Raw genomic sequence first — 12,695 nt, 5'->3', positions numbered from 1 at the left:
TAGGATTTAATCTGCGGCAGGATTGCGACAGGAGAGAATTATAATTTGACGCGTGACATCAAACCCTAGTTATCATGATAATTTACAGGCTACAAAAGAACTTATGGAACTGCTTGATTATATAAAAGAACATCCTATTACAAGGTTGATGGCAGAAAAATCACTTGAAACATGGGAAGATTATGTGCGAATGTATGATGATAATTTTTACACATATTCGACATGGGATGAACTTGTTGAGAGTGAGGAAGAACAGACAGATGGATTAACGGAAATTGAGTGTAGAATGGAAATAAATAACACTATCTTTAAGCTGCCTTGTGGGTGGTATGTATAGTATGTATAGAACAAATAAAGTGACGATTCTATTTGGAAATTTAGGAGGTTGATTTTATGAAAAGATATTTAATCAGTATGAAAGATAAAGGATTTGAATTTCAAACAGAACACTATATCAGCACAAAGGAATTTTGGGAAGAATTATCACACGATGATTATTTCAGATTAGGGGAAGGAATATATATCCCAATAAACGAAGTGGATATTACTTCTATAGGTTATATCGGAGAAATTTAATTAATGGAAACGGAGGTTAGTATATATGAAAGCAAGTAAAGTAGAAGCAACAAATAAGATTGCCATTAAAGGAGACAGAAGCGAACCTATTATTGCAGCTATTCAAGATATTCGGATAAAACATCCTGAATTGTATAAGGAACTGAATAAAGTAATTGATTATGAGTTATGGGATGGCTATTCATTGATGATACATGAGGAAATTGAATAATGATTCTATGAGAGGAATGGAGGAAAATAAATATGATGAAAGAGGTTACAATTTTAACATTTGATGAAACAGAACATTTAAGAAATAGATTAGATAGTATTATTGATGGTCTTAAAGTTGGCACAGAAGAAAAAGATAGTGCAACGTATAGTTGCGAATGGGCTATTGGGCAGGTTAAAGAAATAAGAGAAATGTTTGATTAAATGCAGATGAATTTTAAGACTATTTACAAAAAAGAAAGGTTGTTGATTATATGGAATTAAGAAACATAAAAACAAATAAATGCCCTATATGTGGATGTACTGATGTTGTAAGTGAATCTGTGGAAATAGATACATTCAACAGAGTTAAAGTTCATTGTAATGGAACACGCTGGGAGCATAGAAAATTTCTTTGTGGAAAGGAAATTTGTTACGAACCTAACTTTTGTAATGAATCTACACATGGAGACTGCATTAACGACACGACTTATCAGGCTCTCTTAAAGAAACAAAAAGAAGACAAAGAGAAATTACTTTCTTTTTGTGAAGAAAATGGAATTAGTAAAGATATGTTAAGGATTATATAATATAGCAATTGAACTCGTATTTTATTTATAAAATTGGAGGAAAATATTATGTCAGAGAAAAGAACAATGGAATTGAAGAAGGCAATTATTGATTGGTTGTTTGAAAATAAGAACGCATGGCAACGTACAAATGCTTGTAGAGAATATTTCAGACCATATATCTATAATTCAGATGGAAATTATTTGATAGGTGGAGAAGAAGTAAGTGAGTTTATTACAAGTGCAGACAAATTGATTTACGGATAGGAGGAATTAAAAATAGGTACAAGAGGATTAAAAGTAACAACAAGTGACAGAATAGGCGAAATAAGAAAAAATACTTTCGGAACAGATATGCAGATTGTAGCATATAGAACTTCTGATGATATGGATGTTAAGTTTTTGGATAAAGATGGATATGTTTTTCATCATACCACTTACAGCAATTTCAAAACTGGTCAGATTAAAAATCCGTATGATAGATGTATTTTTGGAATTGGTTATCTTGGAGAGGGTGATGCTCAACAGAAAACACAAGTGGGTTATTGTTGGAGAGGAATGCTTGAAAGATGTTATTGTGACAGAATGAAGAAAATACATCCTGCTTATTATGGAATTTCAACAGTTTGTGAAGAGTGGTTAAATTTTCAAGTCTTTGCGAAATGGTATAACGAGAATGTATATCAAATTGGAGCAGAACGTATGCACTTGGATAAAGATATATTGTTTGAAGGAAATAAGGTTTATTCTCCTGAAACCTGTATCATTGTTCCACAGAGTATTAATGAATTGTTCCATACAAGCGGAAGAAAAGTTAAAGATAGTGATTTACCACATACGATTAAACGAGCTGCGAATGGAAGATATTCTGTTACATACAAAGGCAAATCTCTTGGTGTTCGTGATACAGTAGAAGAATGCACAGAACTGTATTTAGAAGCAAAGAGAAATCATATTAGAGAAAAGGTGGAAGAAATGAATGGAGAAATGCCAGAAAGGGTACAAAAAATCTTATTGGCATGGTAAATAACCACTATGAAATTCACATTTCATACCGGCTATCAATAAAAAGATAGTCGCTGCCCGATAATAATTATCGGTAGATACTTAGGTGCTGACATGAAGCATCAGCCAGACAGTTATACTTTTTACTGGTAGATTGGAAAGAAAAGTAGTATAATAAAAGAAAACGAAAGTGAGGATATTACTATGGGATTATTAATTTTTTTTGGAATAGTATGGGTAATTATTGATATTATCAAAGAAGCATGTGAACCGACAATTCCGGCAGAGAATTGGAAACATGCTTTTGACAGAGACGAATATGGAGTTTCTAACTGTATGAAAGACGATAATTTTGTTAAGAACCTGAGAAACGGAAAATACAAATAAGGAGCGTGACATTGCGATTGGATTAAAGAAATAATGGATAAAGCAGAAGAACTACATAGAGAATATTATAGTGATAACGTAAGTTAAAATGATTGTTTTATGTGCATTGTTATAACGATGTATTGACAATTATAAAAACGGAGAATATAATAATGTCAAAGGAAGGAGTGATATTATGGCAAATACAAACGTAACAATGAGAATTGATGAAAATTTAAAAGCTCAATTACAGGAACTAATGAGCGATTTGGGATTAGATATGACAACATTTTTTACAATGGCTGCAAAGCAAGCGGTAAGAGAACAGGGGATTCCGTTTTATGTATCGAGGGAAATTCCAAATGAAGAAACGATTGCCGCTTTTAATGAAGTTGAAGAAATGAAAAAAAATCCGTCCATCGGAAAGTCATATACAGATGTTGATAAAATGATGGAGGATTTATTGTCATGAAATATACGATTAAACCAACCAACAAGTTTCAAAAAGACTTAAAACGTGTGCAAAAAAGAGGGTATGATTTAAGTTTATTGACAGAAATAATTAAAAAATTAGCAAATGGAGAAACACTTCCTGAAAAGAATAAAGATCATTTTTTGACTGGAAATTATACGGGTAAAAGAGAGTGTCATATTACACCTGATTGGTTACTAATATATGAAATTGACGGAGAAAATTTGTTTTTATATTTAACAAGAACTGGAACTCATAGTGATTTGTTTTAGATAAAAGGGCATTAGTGAAAACATTGATGCCCTTTATATCATAGTTGTGAAAGGATAGTAATTATTATGGAAAGAAAAAAGATTGGAACATTTGACAACTTGAAACACGGAGATAAAATTATTAGCCCTATTGATAATGAAATAACAGAATTTTATGTTTCTAAAGATGGAGATAAATATCTTGCCGGCAAAACTTCATTATTTGACCTTTATCAGTTCAATGCAGACGATTTCTATTTCTATGACGGAGATAAAGAAAACGGAGAAGTAGATAAAGAGTATTTTAAGTAATTAAATAATAGTTTTATATGATAACGGAAGGAGATTGATGTTATGAAGAAATTACAGATTGTTTTAGAAGTGGAAATTGACGAAGATGCAATTAAGGAAATTCAGATTGAAGAAGATGATAATATGACTACTGAAGATTATATTGATGGGATTATTGTTCAGGAGAATGATAACACTGATAGTGGAGCAATTATGATTCTTAATGAAGATGAAGAGTATTATGATATGAATATTGGTAGTTGTAGAACCATGAAAAATCCTAAGATTGTGAGTATAAATACATTGTAATAAGTATCATGATTGGAGATGATTTTATGGAAAAATATTCAATCACTGGACATTCAAAACTCATCGATGAAGGAGAAAACCTTTGGGGTTTTGTTGTAGAAGATAGTGATAAGAATGAAACTTTATTATCGGATGACTACTTTAGTTCAAGTATTGTGATTGCTTTAGACGAAATTGCCACATTTTTAGGAAAATCTGATATCAAAGAAGGACAGAGAGTGAGAATTACAATAGAAACAGAGTAGCTTTTGAAATATATTGATTATGTTCCAGATATTATAGAATCACCGGATTATGTTGGTATAAATCCTAATGAAGATGGAACGGAATCAGTAGAGCTAATCAAAAGATACAGAGATAATATACTTGTTGGAATCAAACTTGATGAAGAAAATGGATATTTATATGTATCTACTATGCATGATATACAAGAAGGAAAGATAAATAGACGTTTGCATAGCGGAAGAATTAAAGAATTTTCTGTTGACACAAAAGAAAATAAGTAGTATATTGTAAGTGAAAAGAGAATATGATAATGTAAGCGTAGTTATTTTGAGGTCGGAAATGGTTCCCGACGCACTCCGTAAAAAGAGTACCTGAGATGATGGATACACCGCCCATCCTAAATAATTACGCTTTTATTATATTTTGCAGCATTGTATAGAGATATACAGTGCTTTTTATTTTGGAATATTTATAAAAAATGATTATTTATGGTTGACAAACATACAAACAAGGTGTAAAATCATAAATGTAAAGGAGGTAGAAATAAATGAGAAAAGCCTTTACAAGTTCAATCGAAGAAAATATTCAAAAAGACTTCAAAGACAAATGTAATCAAGCAGGAATACCACAAAATGTAATACTTGAAGCATTTATGAAAGCATTTGCAAATAATGAAATTGAAATGAAATTAGTTCAAAATGTTCTATCGGTTGAAGTAAAGTAAAAAAAGAGTGTAGCTCACAGTCTGGACAACTCAGCTACACTCCACACGAGAATCACTCAAAGAATGATTTCTATTCTATTATATATTACATATCAGTTCTTTTCAAGTGGATTCTCACTAAGTTTTCTCAAAAAGATTGCACCTTGAAAACTAAATAAGGGATTGGCTATCTGTAAAAGCTGTCGTGATGAAGTTGAAATACTTTGGATAATGTGCGAGCAGAATGGAGAATAAACCATTAGAACATTATCAACAAATATTTTAAGAAAGGAAAGAACGATATGAACGAAACACAATTTATTGATGACAGAACATTGAGAGACAAGAATGTGGACAGATTTGAAATTTTGGAAAAGGTTAAGAAGGTTTTGCTTATTCCAAATACAGATTTTATGACAGTTAATCAGTTGGCTGAATATTATTCGACTTATTATAAAGATAAGAATAAAAAGGATAATATTGTAACGCCTGATGGGATTAGAAAACTATATTCATTGCATAGTGATGAATTGGATAGTGATGGAGTTTGTATTAAGAGTTATAAAGATTTTCTAATCGGAAATGAGTTCACATTAGAAAATTTAAAAGGAAAAGTAATACTTACGCATTCAACAGGAATGTCTTTTGAAATTCCAAATAGAGGTATTAGAGTATTTCCTCGTAGAGCAATTCTAAGAGTTGGGATGCTGCTTAGAGATTCGGTTATTGCAAAAGAAGTCAGAACACAGTTACTTAATATAGAAGAAAAATCTTCTGATGAAGTCAAGGTTCAAGACATCAACGAAGAACAGAGTCTTATGCTTGCTGTTGGAATGGCTGTTGCTAGTGGAGATGCAAATGCAGTTGCAGTTGCTACAACAAACCTGATTGCATTTAAGAATCGCCACATTGAGAAGTTGAAAAATGACAATAAAGCATTAGCAGAAGGTATTCTGGAATGGAAAGACAGAAATAAACTCAATGCAGGAATAAGAAAACTTGCTGCCGTTACCGGAATCCATTTCAGTAAGATGTGGAATGAGTTGTATAAGAACCTTCAGTATAAGTATGGCATCTGTTTGAAACAAAGAGGTGGAACACCATATGTTCAGTGGATTAAAGAATCTGAATGGGATGATGTAATGAAAACATTCTGTGCTATGTGCGAAGCATATGAGCAGTCACCAACGGAAATGTTTCAACAGACTACACCAAGAAACGCTTTGGCGAGCGTATAACAAAAATTACATATAACATTTTGCGACCACTAGCTTTTATCGGTTAGTGGTCGATTTATATAATCATTGATTAAGGAGGAAGTGAATTATTGGGGCAATTAAAAGATTTATCTGGTAAAAAATTTGGGAGATTGGAAGTGCTAAAATTTGTTAAATATAAGCCAACTACAAGTGGTAATAGAGCTATTTGGAAATGTAAATGTGAATGTGGTGCAATTAAAAATGTTTTGGGTGGCGATTTAACATCTGGTAGAACAAAATCTTGTGGTTGTTTAAGAGAAGAAAATTTAAGACAATATAGCAACAAAAAGCACAAAAGAAGCAATTTGAAAAATGCATATGATTTGTCTGGTGATTATGGTATTGGCTACACAAAACAAGGAAAAGAGTTTTATTTTGATTTGGATGATTATGATAAAGTTAAAGACTATTATTGGAGATTTAGTAAAGACGGATATTTATATGCGGTGAGAGATAAAAATAAGATTATTTTACATAGGTATATATTAAATATAACAGATAGTTCCATCGAAGTAGACCATATTTATCATAAGAAATACGATAACAGAAAGTCTGAATTACGAGTGGTTAATAGAAGCCAAAATAGTATGAATAAGGGATTAAGAAACGATAATCAATCTGGAGTTACAGGAGTTTGTTGGAATAAAAATAACAATAAATGGAAGGCTTATATTTGTGTCAATGATAAAAGAATAAATTTAGGTCACTTTGATAATTTTGAAGAAGCTGTACAAGTAAGAAGAAATGCAGAAAGCAAATATTTTGGAGAATATAAATATAAAGAATAATCTTCAACACGAAAAAGAGAAGTAGTTATTATCAAAAGATTGGAGGATGATAATATGCCATACATAATATGCAACAATGATAATTATTTAGTTCAGACAACAAGCGGATTCTCAATAGTCCACGATATGAAGGATGCTAGTAAATGGCAGAAAATTGATAAAGCAAATAATGTTTGCAAGAATGTTAATCAGAATAAAAAATTACATAAGTATCATATGGAAGTAAAATATGTTTCACAAGAGAATAAAGTGGTTAGTCCACCTGCTAAACCGATTGAGTTAGATTATGACATTCTGGATAGAATTAAAGAGATTTCAGAGTTTACAAAGCAGATAGAGGAACGAAGATTATATCTTATGGAAATGATACATACAATAGAACTTGAGATTGTAGATATAGAACACGCCGCCGAGTTTTATAATCTGAATGCATCACAAGGATATAAGTTATATAAATTACTTCATGATTCAAGAAATAAACGGAGAGAATACAAGGATGAATTGGAAAAGATTAATCTATCTCTTGGAACATCAATTAGAAGCACCAATATGGAAAATTTGGAAAGAAGTATTGCTGGGTTAGAACATAGACAGTATACACCGAGAATAAATAAAGAATTGTTTGGAGTGTAATTTACAATACGATATAATCAAAAAGGTATTCTGAAATTCTACTATAGATATCGGATAGCGGTGTTTCTAACGCCATGTATAGTCATTTGAATATACAGAATGTCTTATAAGAGGCAATAGAATTAGATTTTTATATGTAAAATTAAATAGCAAACAAACATAAAGCATTTGGAGAATATAAATTCAGATGCTTTTTTAGTGCAACGAAATGGAGGGATTTTATGCGTGAAATTGCAGTCAATTATTTGTTATTAGATGAAGATGAAGAAAGGTTAAATCTAATTACAGAAGAGTATAAGAAACAGGGATTAAATTTGTCAGAAGATAAAATGTTTGAGGAAATTATGTGTTGTGGAAGTAAATATGATGTTGACAGTAAGTTAAAATTCCATGAATGGAAACTTGGATTAAGAAAAGATTATCCTTAGAAAGGATGTGTCCAGTATGTGTTATAAAGACGAAGTGCAAAGAAAAAATACAGAAAAGTTACAGAGAAAATTTGATGAAGATAATACACCTGGATTTATTCAGAAGTATTTTATCAACATTGAGAGCAAAGCAGGTGCTATCAACTATTACATTGCCATTAAGGATTTATTAGTATGGTTAATGGAAAATAAGACTATCAATAGAAATAACATTGCGGAAATCACACCTGATGACTTTTATAATGTAGAATCTGAAGATGTGACTATGTATTTGAAACAGAAGGAACAGTCGGGAATGTCACCTACAACACTTGAAACAAGAAAAAACATATTTAGTAGTTTTTGGAAATATCTTGCTAGAACAAAGGTGTGTCCTGTAAAGGAAAATATTATTGCAGATGTTTCTTACAAAGGAATTTCTTCTAGTAACAATCTTATTAAAAAGCTTCCAACGGAAACACAGTTAAAGAATATGGAAGAAAAGATTATGAAAAAGAATGATGAGTTTGTGAGGATTAGAAATCTAATTATTCTAAGAGTATTAAAGGGAACTGGATTAAGAGAGTCGGAACTTGCAGGTTTAAATATCAATGACTTATATCTCGATGAAGAAATGCCTTATATCAAGATTATTGGCAAAGGAACTTATCGTGAAATAGAAGCAAGAATGGTTTATCTTACAGGTGATGCTGCGAGTGCAATCAAAGAATGGTTAGAGTATAGAAATGGATTGGAGAATATTGTAGATGAGAGTGCTGTTTTCGTTAATAAGAAAGGAAACAGATTGAGTGAGTATAATATTCAGTCTATTTTTAAAAATTATGGAGATGGAATGTCGTGTCATATGATTAGACATTGGTATGCTACTGTAATGGCTAATACTGGAAATCTTGCTTTTGCTCAGCAACAACTTGGGCACTCATCTCTCAACACTACTGTAAACAACTATGCGAATGGAGTTTATGGCATGAAGGATGTGTTGGCGAATATGTAAGTGATATGATAAAATGGAAAGGAATGATATTATGTCAATAACAGAAATATTAACAGAGATTCATAAGCAAAGAGTGGAATTAGAAGTATGTCAGGAATTGCAACGATGGTTATTAGATGACAGAGCAAGTTGGATTGACAGAGCAATGGATGCCGAATCGACTGTAAGAGCCATTGGGAAAATTGCAAAAGAGAATAAGAACAAGAGTAGTGCGATAGACGGAATCGTTAATATATGTGATTCTGCCATTGAAGATTGAAATAGCAAAGGCTCGCAATCCCATTAGCTTTAGCTGATGGGTGAGAGCCATATGGAGAATATATAAATAGAAAGTGAGGTGATAAGTAAATGTTAAAAGGATACAAATATAGAATTTATCCAAATAAACAGCAGGAAGAACAAATTCAGAAAACTTTTGGTTGTTGCAGATTTGTTTATAATCAAACTCTTGCTTATAGAAAAGAAAAATATGAAAAAGATAAAGAGTCATTAAATAGAATTGATTGTAATAATTGGAAGAATCAGTTTCTTAAACAAGAATATCAATGGTTAAAAGAAGTAGATAAGTTTGCTTTGGATAATGCAATTATAAATATGGATACAGCATATCAGAAATTTTTCAAAGAACATACTGGCTATCCAAATTTCAAAAGTAAACATAATCATTATAAATCTTACACTACTAATTTTACTAACAACAAGTTAGAGAATGGACTTGTCCTAATTGCGGAACAATTCATGATAGGGATGTTAATGCTGCAATCAATATTCTAAATGAAGGATTGAGGATATTAAGAGAATCAGCATAGTGATATTTAGTACGGCAGGAACTGTCGGAATTTACGCTTGTGGAGTTAGTAGGTTGCGAGGTCAATGAAGCAGGAAGCCAATTGGCTTTAGACAATGGGTAGTTCACGACATTGAGTTTAGCAAAAGAGTATTCTTGACTGTAGACGGAGAAGAATATGATATAAGAACATGGAATTTTCGTCCTGCAAAAAATGATAAGAATGGTCATACTTGCGCCGAGATGGTGGAATATACATTATTCAAGATGGTCGCTGACGAACATGGATCTCATGGAGAAGAAGTAGGTGAAGGGCGTTTAAGAATCGAGTGGAAGAATAACTAAAGAAAATCTGGTTTCAATCTGCAAATGAATTAACTATTTCAACAGCATGTAAAGCGATACTAATTATTCAGTATCGCTTTTGTCTTTGTTGTTTGATTCATTAATTTTAGAAGCATAAGCAAGTAATCGCTGCATTTTCGGGTCATCCGAAACCAGTATATCAATAGGTGAACAATTTAACTCTTTGCATATCGCTTCAAGTATTTCAAATTTAATAGAAGTGGAAGTACCTTTATAGATATTGTCTATTGTGGGATACGTTACACCAATACGCTTTGCGAGTTCATATCGTGTCATTCCTGATTCTTTTAATTTTTGTTTGATGTCTATTTGCATAATATACCAACCTTTCTTTATATAAAGCATAACACATATATAAAGAAAAGAAAATATAAAAAATATTTGTAATAATACTTGACAATATATATAGTATAGTATATAATGTGAAATATCAAAGGTATTGTACATATAAAGGAAGGAGGATACATATGGAACTGCATAGATACGACATAATTGAAGCAGAACTTGATTATGGGTCTGGTTCAATCCAAAAAAAACGAAGACCTTATATAATTGTTAGCAATGAAAAAGGTACAACTAATGCGACCATTGTAACCGTAATGCCTTTGACATCGGCTAAAAAGAAAAGGCTTCCAGTGCATGAATGTTTGGAAGCTCGTTCTGAAACAGGATTGGCAAAGTATTCTATGATTTTAGGAGAACAGCCACAAACAATTTGTAAAGAAGAAATTATTAGAAAATTAGGAAATGTAACTGACAGAACACAAAGAAATAATGTTAATAAAGTTTGTTTCAATACATTTTTCTTTGGAGAAAATATAAATTGGGAAGAGGTGTTGGCTTAAATGAATAGAATAATTACCTGTTCAGTAAAAGAGGCTACGAAACTAATGGGACATCTAAATGAAGATGATATTGTTACTTTAACTATTATAGATAAAAAGAGTCATATTATTCATAGTCAGCCAAAAAGAATTAAAAAGAAAAATGGAGAAGAATTAATTCACCAGGCAGACAGTATAGAATATCAAGATAATGAAATATTTGGGAGGATATCATTATATGGTGTTGTAAAAGAAAAAAATGTAATTCATAATTTACTTTTTCATCAATTAGAATAAAACAAACAAATGTTCGTAAATAGTATTGACAAAAACAACCAAATGTTCTATACTTATTCTTGTCAGTAAGAAAATTAAATAGTAAAAGACCTATTATCATACAAACGGTGTTGGCGCACCTCTGATTAATAGGTCTTCTACATAAAGTAATAAATAGTCTCCACACAAAAAAGAAGTGTTTGAGACGTACAGCAGAATTGCCATACAATAATTATTTTACATATTCGGCTTATTTTAGTCAAGTTTTTTTTCAGCATTTCTGCTATAAATTCCAACTTATTTTATAAACTGAATACAGATTTTATAGGGCTATCGCCAAATGGTAAGGCACAGCACTTCGACCGCTGCATTCGCTGGTTCGAATCCAGCTAGTTCTGTCATGTAATAAATGTATAGTGTAGAAATATACTGTACGCTCTATTTTTTATACCCATTTTTTGCGAAAGGAAGGTAAAATATGATGATTTGTAGAGATTGTAACGTTCCAATGCATCCAGTTATGTCGTTTTCAAAGGACAAACATGAAAAGTTTTGTAGATGCCCAAAATGTTATTCAGAAACGAAACATCAGAATATAAAAAGCAGTGATCTGAGTTTTGGAGAAGAACTAAACAAAGCAATACATAAACGAAAATAATATATAAGGTAGGTGCATTTAAGTGAATCAAGTCGATGCAACAATAGAATGGCTTTTTGCAAATGAAGCTAAAGAGATGAAGAAAATTTGCAACAAAGAAATGGCAAAATTCGGAGGTATATACGAAATGGATTATGACGATTTCTACTCGCAAGTTGGATGGAATATTTCAAAAGCTAAGAAAAGATATGATTCTTCAAAGGGAAAGTCATTCAAAGATTATATATATGGAGTGATAAGATTATCTGTTTGCAAAGAAATGTCTCGTAGAAATAGGGGTAAACGACAGATGACTGTCGAAAAAGAAGTAGTTGATGAAAATGGAAACATTACAACAGAAAAAGAATATATTCCTAATATTTCACTTGATGCACCTATTAGCGAAGAAGATAATTCAACTATTGGTGATTACCTATCTGCAAAATGTAACATTGAAGATGATATTATTGGTGATAGTAATGATATTGTTGAAAATTGTTTAAATTGTTTACCTATTACTCAAAGGAAGATTATTGAATTAAAAATGGAAGGAATACCAGTAGAAGAAATTAAAGAAAAACTCAATTTAAGCAATTCTGAATATGAAAATCATATGAAAGCAATTATGGAAAATAAAGCTATTATTGATTTCAAAACAAAAAGAAATAAAAATACGAAGAAAGCAGAGGTTGTCACGCGTCAAATTATAATTCTCTCCTGTCGCAATCCTGCCGCAGATTAAATCCT

25 protein-coding genes, 1 tRNA gene and 2 pseudogenes are annotated in these 12,695 nt (G+C 31.4%); 27 read left to right on the top strand and 1 reads right to left on the bottom strand.

Annotation, left to right across the window (positions count from 1 at the left end; genetic code table 11):
• The first annotated feature begins 103 nt into the window (after nucleotides 1-103).
• The 23 genes and pseudogenes from ASU35_RS16340 to ASU35_RS20825 form a co-directional block, all read left to right on the top strand.
• Complete coding sequence (locus ASU35_RS16340; RefSeq protein ID WP_147525478.1) at nucleotides 104-337, top strand: hypothetical protein; 234 nt, start codon at nucleotides 104-106, stop codon at nucleotides 335-337.
• Between the two features lie 56 nt (nucleotides 338-393).
• Nucleotides 394-576, top strand: coding sequence for a hypothetical protein (locus ASU35_RS16335; RefSeq protein WP_058354043.1), 183 nt, complete (start codon nucleotides 394-396; stop codon nucleotides 574-576).
• A 25-nt stretch (nucleotides 577-601) separates the two neighbouring features.
• Nucleotides 602-787 carry a hypothetical protein gene (locus ASU35_RS16330; RefSeq protein WP_058354042.1) on the top strand — a complete coding sequence of 62 codons (186 nt, stop codon included), beginning with the start codon at nucleotides 602-604 and terminating at the stop codon, nucleotides 785-787.
• Nucleotides 788-819: 32 nt separating this feature from the next.
• Nucleotides 820-990, top strand: a complete 171-nt coding sequence (locus tag ASU35_RS19475; RefSeq protein WP_156059456.1) for a hypothetical protein — start codon at nucleotides 820-822, stop codon at nucleotides 988-990.
• A 50-nt stretch (nucleotides 991-1,040) separates the two neighbouring features.
• Nucleotides 1,041-1,355, top strand: coding sequence for a hypothetical protein (locus ASU35_RS16325; protein WP_058354041.1), 315 nt, complete (start codon nucleotides 1,041-1,043; stop codon nucleotides 1,353-1,355).
• Between the two features lie 48 nt (nucleotides 1,356-1,403).
• Nucleotides 1,404-1,601, top strand: coding sequence for a hypothetical protein (locus ASU35_RS16320; protein ID WP_058354040.1), 198 nt, complete (start codon nucleotides 1,404-1,406; stop codon nucleotides 1,599-1,601).
• Nucleotides 1,602-1,736: 135 nt separating this feature from the next.
• The gene (locus tag ASU35_RS16315) at nucleotides 1,737-2,360 is read left to right on the top strand and encodes a hypothetical protein (protein ID WP_147525477.1); all 624 of its coding nucleotides are present in this window, start codon (nucleotides 1,737-1,739) and stop codon (nucleotides 2,358-2,360) included.
• 183 nt (nucleotides 2,361-2,543) lie between these two features.
• Entirely contained in the window at nucleotides 2,544-2,726 is a 183-nt protein-coding gene (locus tag ASU35_RS16310) for a hypothetical protein (protein ID WP_058354038.1), read from the top strand.
• Nucleotides 2,727-2,901: 175 nt separating this feature from the next.
• Nucleotides 2,902-3,177 (top strand): type II toxin-antitoxin system RelB/DinJ family antitoxin, encoded by a 276-nt coding sequence (locus ASU35_RS16305; RefSeq protein WP_058354037.1) that lies wholly within the window; start codon nucleotides 2,902-2,904, stop codon nucleotides 3,175-3,177.
• The gene (locus ASU35_RS16300; RefSeq protein WP_058354036.1) at nucleotides 3,174-3,449 is read left to right on the top strand and encodes a type II toxin-antitoxin system YafQ family toxin; all 276 of its coding nucleotides are present in this window, start codon (nucleotides 3,174-3,176) and stop codon (nucleotides 3,447-3,449) included. Before ASU35_RS16305 ends, ASU35_RS16300 begins: the two co-directional genes overlap by 4 nt.
• A gap of 66 nt (nucleotides 3,450-3,515) precedes the next feature.
• Nucleotides 3,516-3,740 carry a hypothetical protein gene (locus ASU35_RS16295; protein ID WP_058354035.1) on the top strand — a complete coding sequence of 75 codons (225 nt, stop codon included), beginning with the start codon at nucleotides 3,516-3,518 and terminating at the stop codon, nucleotides 3,738-3,740.
• Nucleotides 3,741-3,782: 42 nt separating this feature from the next.
• The gene (locus ASU35_RS16290) at nucleotides 3,783-4,028 is read left to right on the top strand and encodes a hypothetical protein (RefSeq protein ID WP_058354034.1); all 246 of its coding nucleotides are present in this window, start codon (nucleotides 3,783-3,785) and stop codon (nucleotides 4,026-4,028) included.
• A gap of 26 nt (nucleotides 4,029-4,054) precedes the next feature.
• Nucleotides 4,055-4,273: a hypothetical protein gene (locus ASU35_RS19470; RefSeq protein ID WP_058354033.1), complete on the top strand. Its 219-nt coding sequence runs from the start codon at nucleotides 4,055-4,057 to the stop codon at nucleotides 4,271-4,273.
• A 3-nt stretch (nucleotides 4,274-4,276) separates the two neighbouring features.
• The gene (locus tag ASU35_RS16280; protein WP_058354032.1) at nucleotides 4,277-4,534 is read left to right on the top strand and encodes a PBECR3 domain-containing polyvalent protein; all 258 of its coding nucleotides are present in this window, start codon (nucleotides 4,277-4,279) and stop codon (nucleotides 4,532-4,534) included.
• Nucleotides 4,535-4,800: 266 nt separating this feature from the next.
• The gene (locus ASU35_RS19465) at nucleotides 4,801-4,977 is read left to right on the top strand and encodes a hypothetical protein (protein ID WP_156059454.1); all 177 of its coding nucleotides are present in this window, start codon (nucleotides 4,801-4,803) and stop codon (nucleotides 4,975-4,977) included.
• A 281-nt stretch (nucleotides 4,978-5,258) separates the two neighbouring features.
• A complete protein-coding gene (locus ASU35_RS16275; RefSeq protein ID WP_058354031.1) occupies nucleotides 5,259-6,194 on the top strand; it encodes a hypothetical protein in 936 nt (311 codons plus the stop codon).
• 89 nt (nucleotides 6,195-6,283) lie between these two features.
• The gene (locus tag ASU35_RS16270) at nucleotides 6,284-7,003 is read left to right on the top strand and encodes an AP2 domain-containing protein (RefSeq protein WP_058354030.1); all 720 of its coding nucleotides are present in this window, start codon (nucleotides 6,284-6,286) and stop codon (nucleotides 7,001-7,003) included.
• A 54-nt stretch (nucleotides 7,004-7,057) separates the two neighbouring features.
• Nucleotides 7,058-7,636: a hypothetical protein gene (locus ASU35_RS16265; protein WP_058354029.1), complete on the top strand. Its 579-nt coding sequence runs from the start codon at nucleotides 7,058-7,060 to the stop codon at nucleotides 7,634-7,636.
• Between the two features lie 221 nt (nucleotides 7,637-7,857).
• Nucleotides 7,858-8,064 carry a hypothetical protein gene (locus ASU35_RS16260; RefSeq protein ID WP_058354028.1) on the top strand — a complete coding sequence of 69 codons (207 nt, stop codon included), beginning with the start codon at nucleotides 7,858-7,860 and terminating at the stop codon, nucleotides 8,062-8,064.
• Nucleotides 8,065-8,080: 16 nt separating this feature from the next.
• The gene (locus tag ASU35_RS16255) at nucleotides 8,081-9,058 is read left to right on the top strand and encodes a tyrosine-type recombinase/integrase (RefSeq protein ID WP_058354027.1); all 978 of its coding nucleotides are present in this window, start codon (nucleotides 8,081-8,083) and stop codon (nucleotides 9,056-9,058) included.
• A 31-nt stretch (nucleotides 9,059-9,089) separates the two neighbouring features.
• Nucleotides 9,090-9,317 (top strand): hypothetical protein, encoded by a 228-nt coding sequence (locus ASU35_RS16250; RefSeq protein WP_147525476.1) that lies wholly within the window; start codon nucleotides 9,090-9,092, stop codon nucleotides 9,315-9,317.
• Between the two features lie 89 nt (nucleotides 9,318-9,406).
• Nucleotides 9,407-9,763: pseudogene (locus ASU35_RS20980) on the top strand (helix-turn-helix domain-containing protein); the annotation flags it as partial.
• Nucleotides 9,764-9,789: 26 nt separating this feature from the next.
• A pseudogene (locus tag ASU35_RS20825) lies at nucleotides 9,790-9,867 on the top strand (hypothetical protein); the annotation flags it as partial.
• Between the two features lie 386 nt (nucleotides 9,868-10,253).
• Here the strand turns inward: ASU35_RS20825 and ASU35_RS16235 are convergent.
• A complete protein-coding gene (locus tag ASU35_RS16235; protein ID WP_083504353.1) occupies nucleotides 10,254-10,526 on the bottom strand; it encodes a helix-turn-helix domain-containing protein in 273 nt (90 codons plus the stop codon).
• A 152-nt stretch (nucleotides 10,527-10,678) separates the two neighbouring features.
• Between ASU35_RS16235 and ASU35_RS16230 the strand changes: the two genes are divergently transcribed.
• The 4 genes from ASU35_RS16230 (at nucleotide 10,679) to ASU35_RS16210 (ending at nucleotide 12,690) form a co-directional block, all read left to right on the top strand.
• The gene (locus ASU35_RS16230) at nucleotides 10,679-11,056 is read left to right on the top strand and encodes a type II toxin-antitoxin system PemK/MazF family toxin (protein ID WP_058354024.1); all 378 of its coding nucleotides are present in this window, start codon (nucleotides 10,679-10,681) and stop codon (nucleotides 11,054-11,056) included.
• Nucleotides 11,057-11,332 (top strand): hypothetical protein, encoded by a 276-nt coding sequence (locus ASU35_RS16225; RefSeq protein ID WP_058354023.1) that lies wholly within the window; start codon nucleotides 11,057-11,059, stop codon nucleotides 11,330-11,332.
• Nucleotides 11,333-11,637: 305 nt separating this feature from the next.
• Nucleotides 11,638-11,709, top strand: a tRNA-Arg gene (locus ASU35_RS16220).
• Nucleotides 11,710-11,991: 282 nt separating this feature from the next.
• Entirely contained in the window at nucleotides 11,992-12,690 is a 699-nt protein-coding gene (locus ASU35_RS16210; RefSeq protein WP_058354021.1) for a sigma-70 family RNA polymerase sigma factor, read from the top strand.
• Nucleotides 12,691-12,695 lie beyond the last annotated feature (5 nt).

This window comes from Acetivibrio ethanolgignens, from assembly GCF_001461035.1.
Classification (GTDB): Bacteria; Bacillota; Clostridia; order Lachnospirales; family Lachnospiraceae; genus Velocimicrobium; species Velocimicrobium ethanolgignens.
Note: the sequence above shows the minus strand (reverse complement) of the source record. Positions and strands in the feature narration are given on the sequence as shown.

Coding starts and splice junctions, on each gene's coding strand:
- ASU35_RS16340 (WP_147525478.1), top strand. CDS start 104: ATGGAACTGCTTGATTATATAAAAGAACATCCTATTACAAGGTTGATG.
- ASU35_RS16335 (WP_058354043.1), top strand. CDS start 394: ATGAAAAGATATTTAATCAGTATGAAAGATAAAGGATTTGAATTTCAA.
- ASU35_RS16330 (WP_058354042.1), top strand. CDS start 602: ATGAAAGCAAGTAAAGTAGAAGCAACAAATAAGATTGCCATTAAAGGA.
- ASU35_RS19475 (WP_156059456.1), top strand. CDS start 820: ATGATGAAAGAGGTTACAATTTTAACATTTGATGAAACAGAACATTTA.
- ASU35_RS16325 (WP_058354041.1), top strand. CDS start 1,041: ATGGAATTAAGAAACATAAAAACAAATAAATGCCCTATATGTGGATGT.
- ASU35_RS16320 (WP_058354040.1), top strand. CDS start 1,404: ATGTCAGAGAAAAGAACAATGGAATTGAAGAAGGCAATTATTGATTGG.
- ASU35_RS16310 (WP_058354038.1), top strand. CDS start 2,544: ATGGGATTATTAATTTTTTTTGGAATAGTATGGGTAATTATTGATATT.
- ASU35_RS16305 (WP_058354037.1), top strand. CDS start 2,902: ATGGCAAATACAAACGTAACAATGAGAATTGATGAAAATTTAAAAGCT.
- ASU35_RS16300 (WP_058354036.1), top strand. CDS start 3,174: ATGAAATATACGATTAAACCAACCAACAAGTTTCAAAAAGACTTAAAA.
- ASU35_RS16295 (WP_058354035.1), top strand. CDS start 3,516: ATGGAAAGAAAAAAGATTGGAACATTTGACAACTTGAAACACGGAGAT.
- ASU35_RS16290 (WP_058354034.1), top strand. CDS start 3,783: ATGAAGAAATTACAGATTGTTTTAGAAGTGGAAATTGACGAAGATGCA.
- ASU35_RS19470 (WP_058354033.1), top strand. CDS start 4,055: ATGGAAAAATATTCAATCACTGGACATTCAAAACTCATCGATGAAGGA.
- ASU35_RS19465 (WP_156059454.1), top strand. CDS start 4,801: ATGAGAAAAGCCTTTACAAGTTCAATCGAAGAAAATATTCAAAAAGAC.
- ASU35_RS16275 (WP_058354031.1), top strand. CDS start 5,259: ATGAACGAAACACAATTTATTGATGACAGAACATTGAGAGACAAGAAT.
- ASU35_RS16265 (WP_058354029.1), top strand. CDS start 7,058: ATGCCATACATAATATGCAACAATGATAATTATTTAGTTCAGACAACA.
- ASU35_RS16260 (WP_058354028.1), top strand. CDS start 7,858: ATGCGTGAAATTGCAGTCAATTATTTGTTATTAGATGAAGATGAAGAA.
- ASU35_RS16255 (WP_058354027.1), top strand. CDS start 8,081: ATGTGTTATAAAGACGAAGTGCAAAGAAAAAATACAGAAAAGTTACAG.
- ASU35_RS16250 (WP_147525476.1), top strand. CDS start 9,090: ATGTCAATAACAGAAATATTAACAGAGATTCATAAGCAAAGAGTGGAA.
- ASU35_RS16235 (WP_083504353.1), bottom strand. CDS start 10,526: ATGCAAATAGACATCAAACAAAAATTAAAAGAATCAGGAATGACACGA.
- ASU35_RS16230 (WP_058354024.1), top strand. CDS start 10,679: ATGGAACTGCATAGATACGACATAATTGAAGCAGAACTTGATTATGGG.
- ASU35_RS16225 (WP_058354023.1), top strand. CDS start 11,057: ATGAATAGAATAATTACCTGTTCAGTAAAAGAGGCTACGAAACTAATG.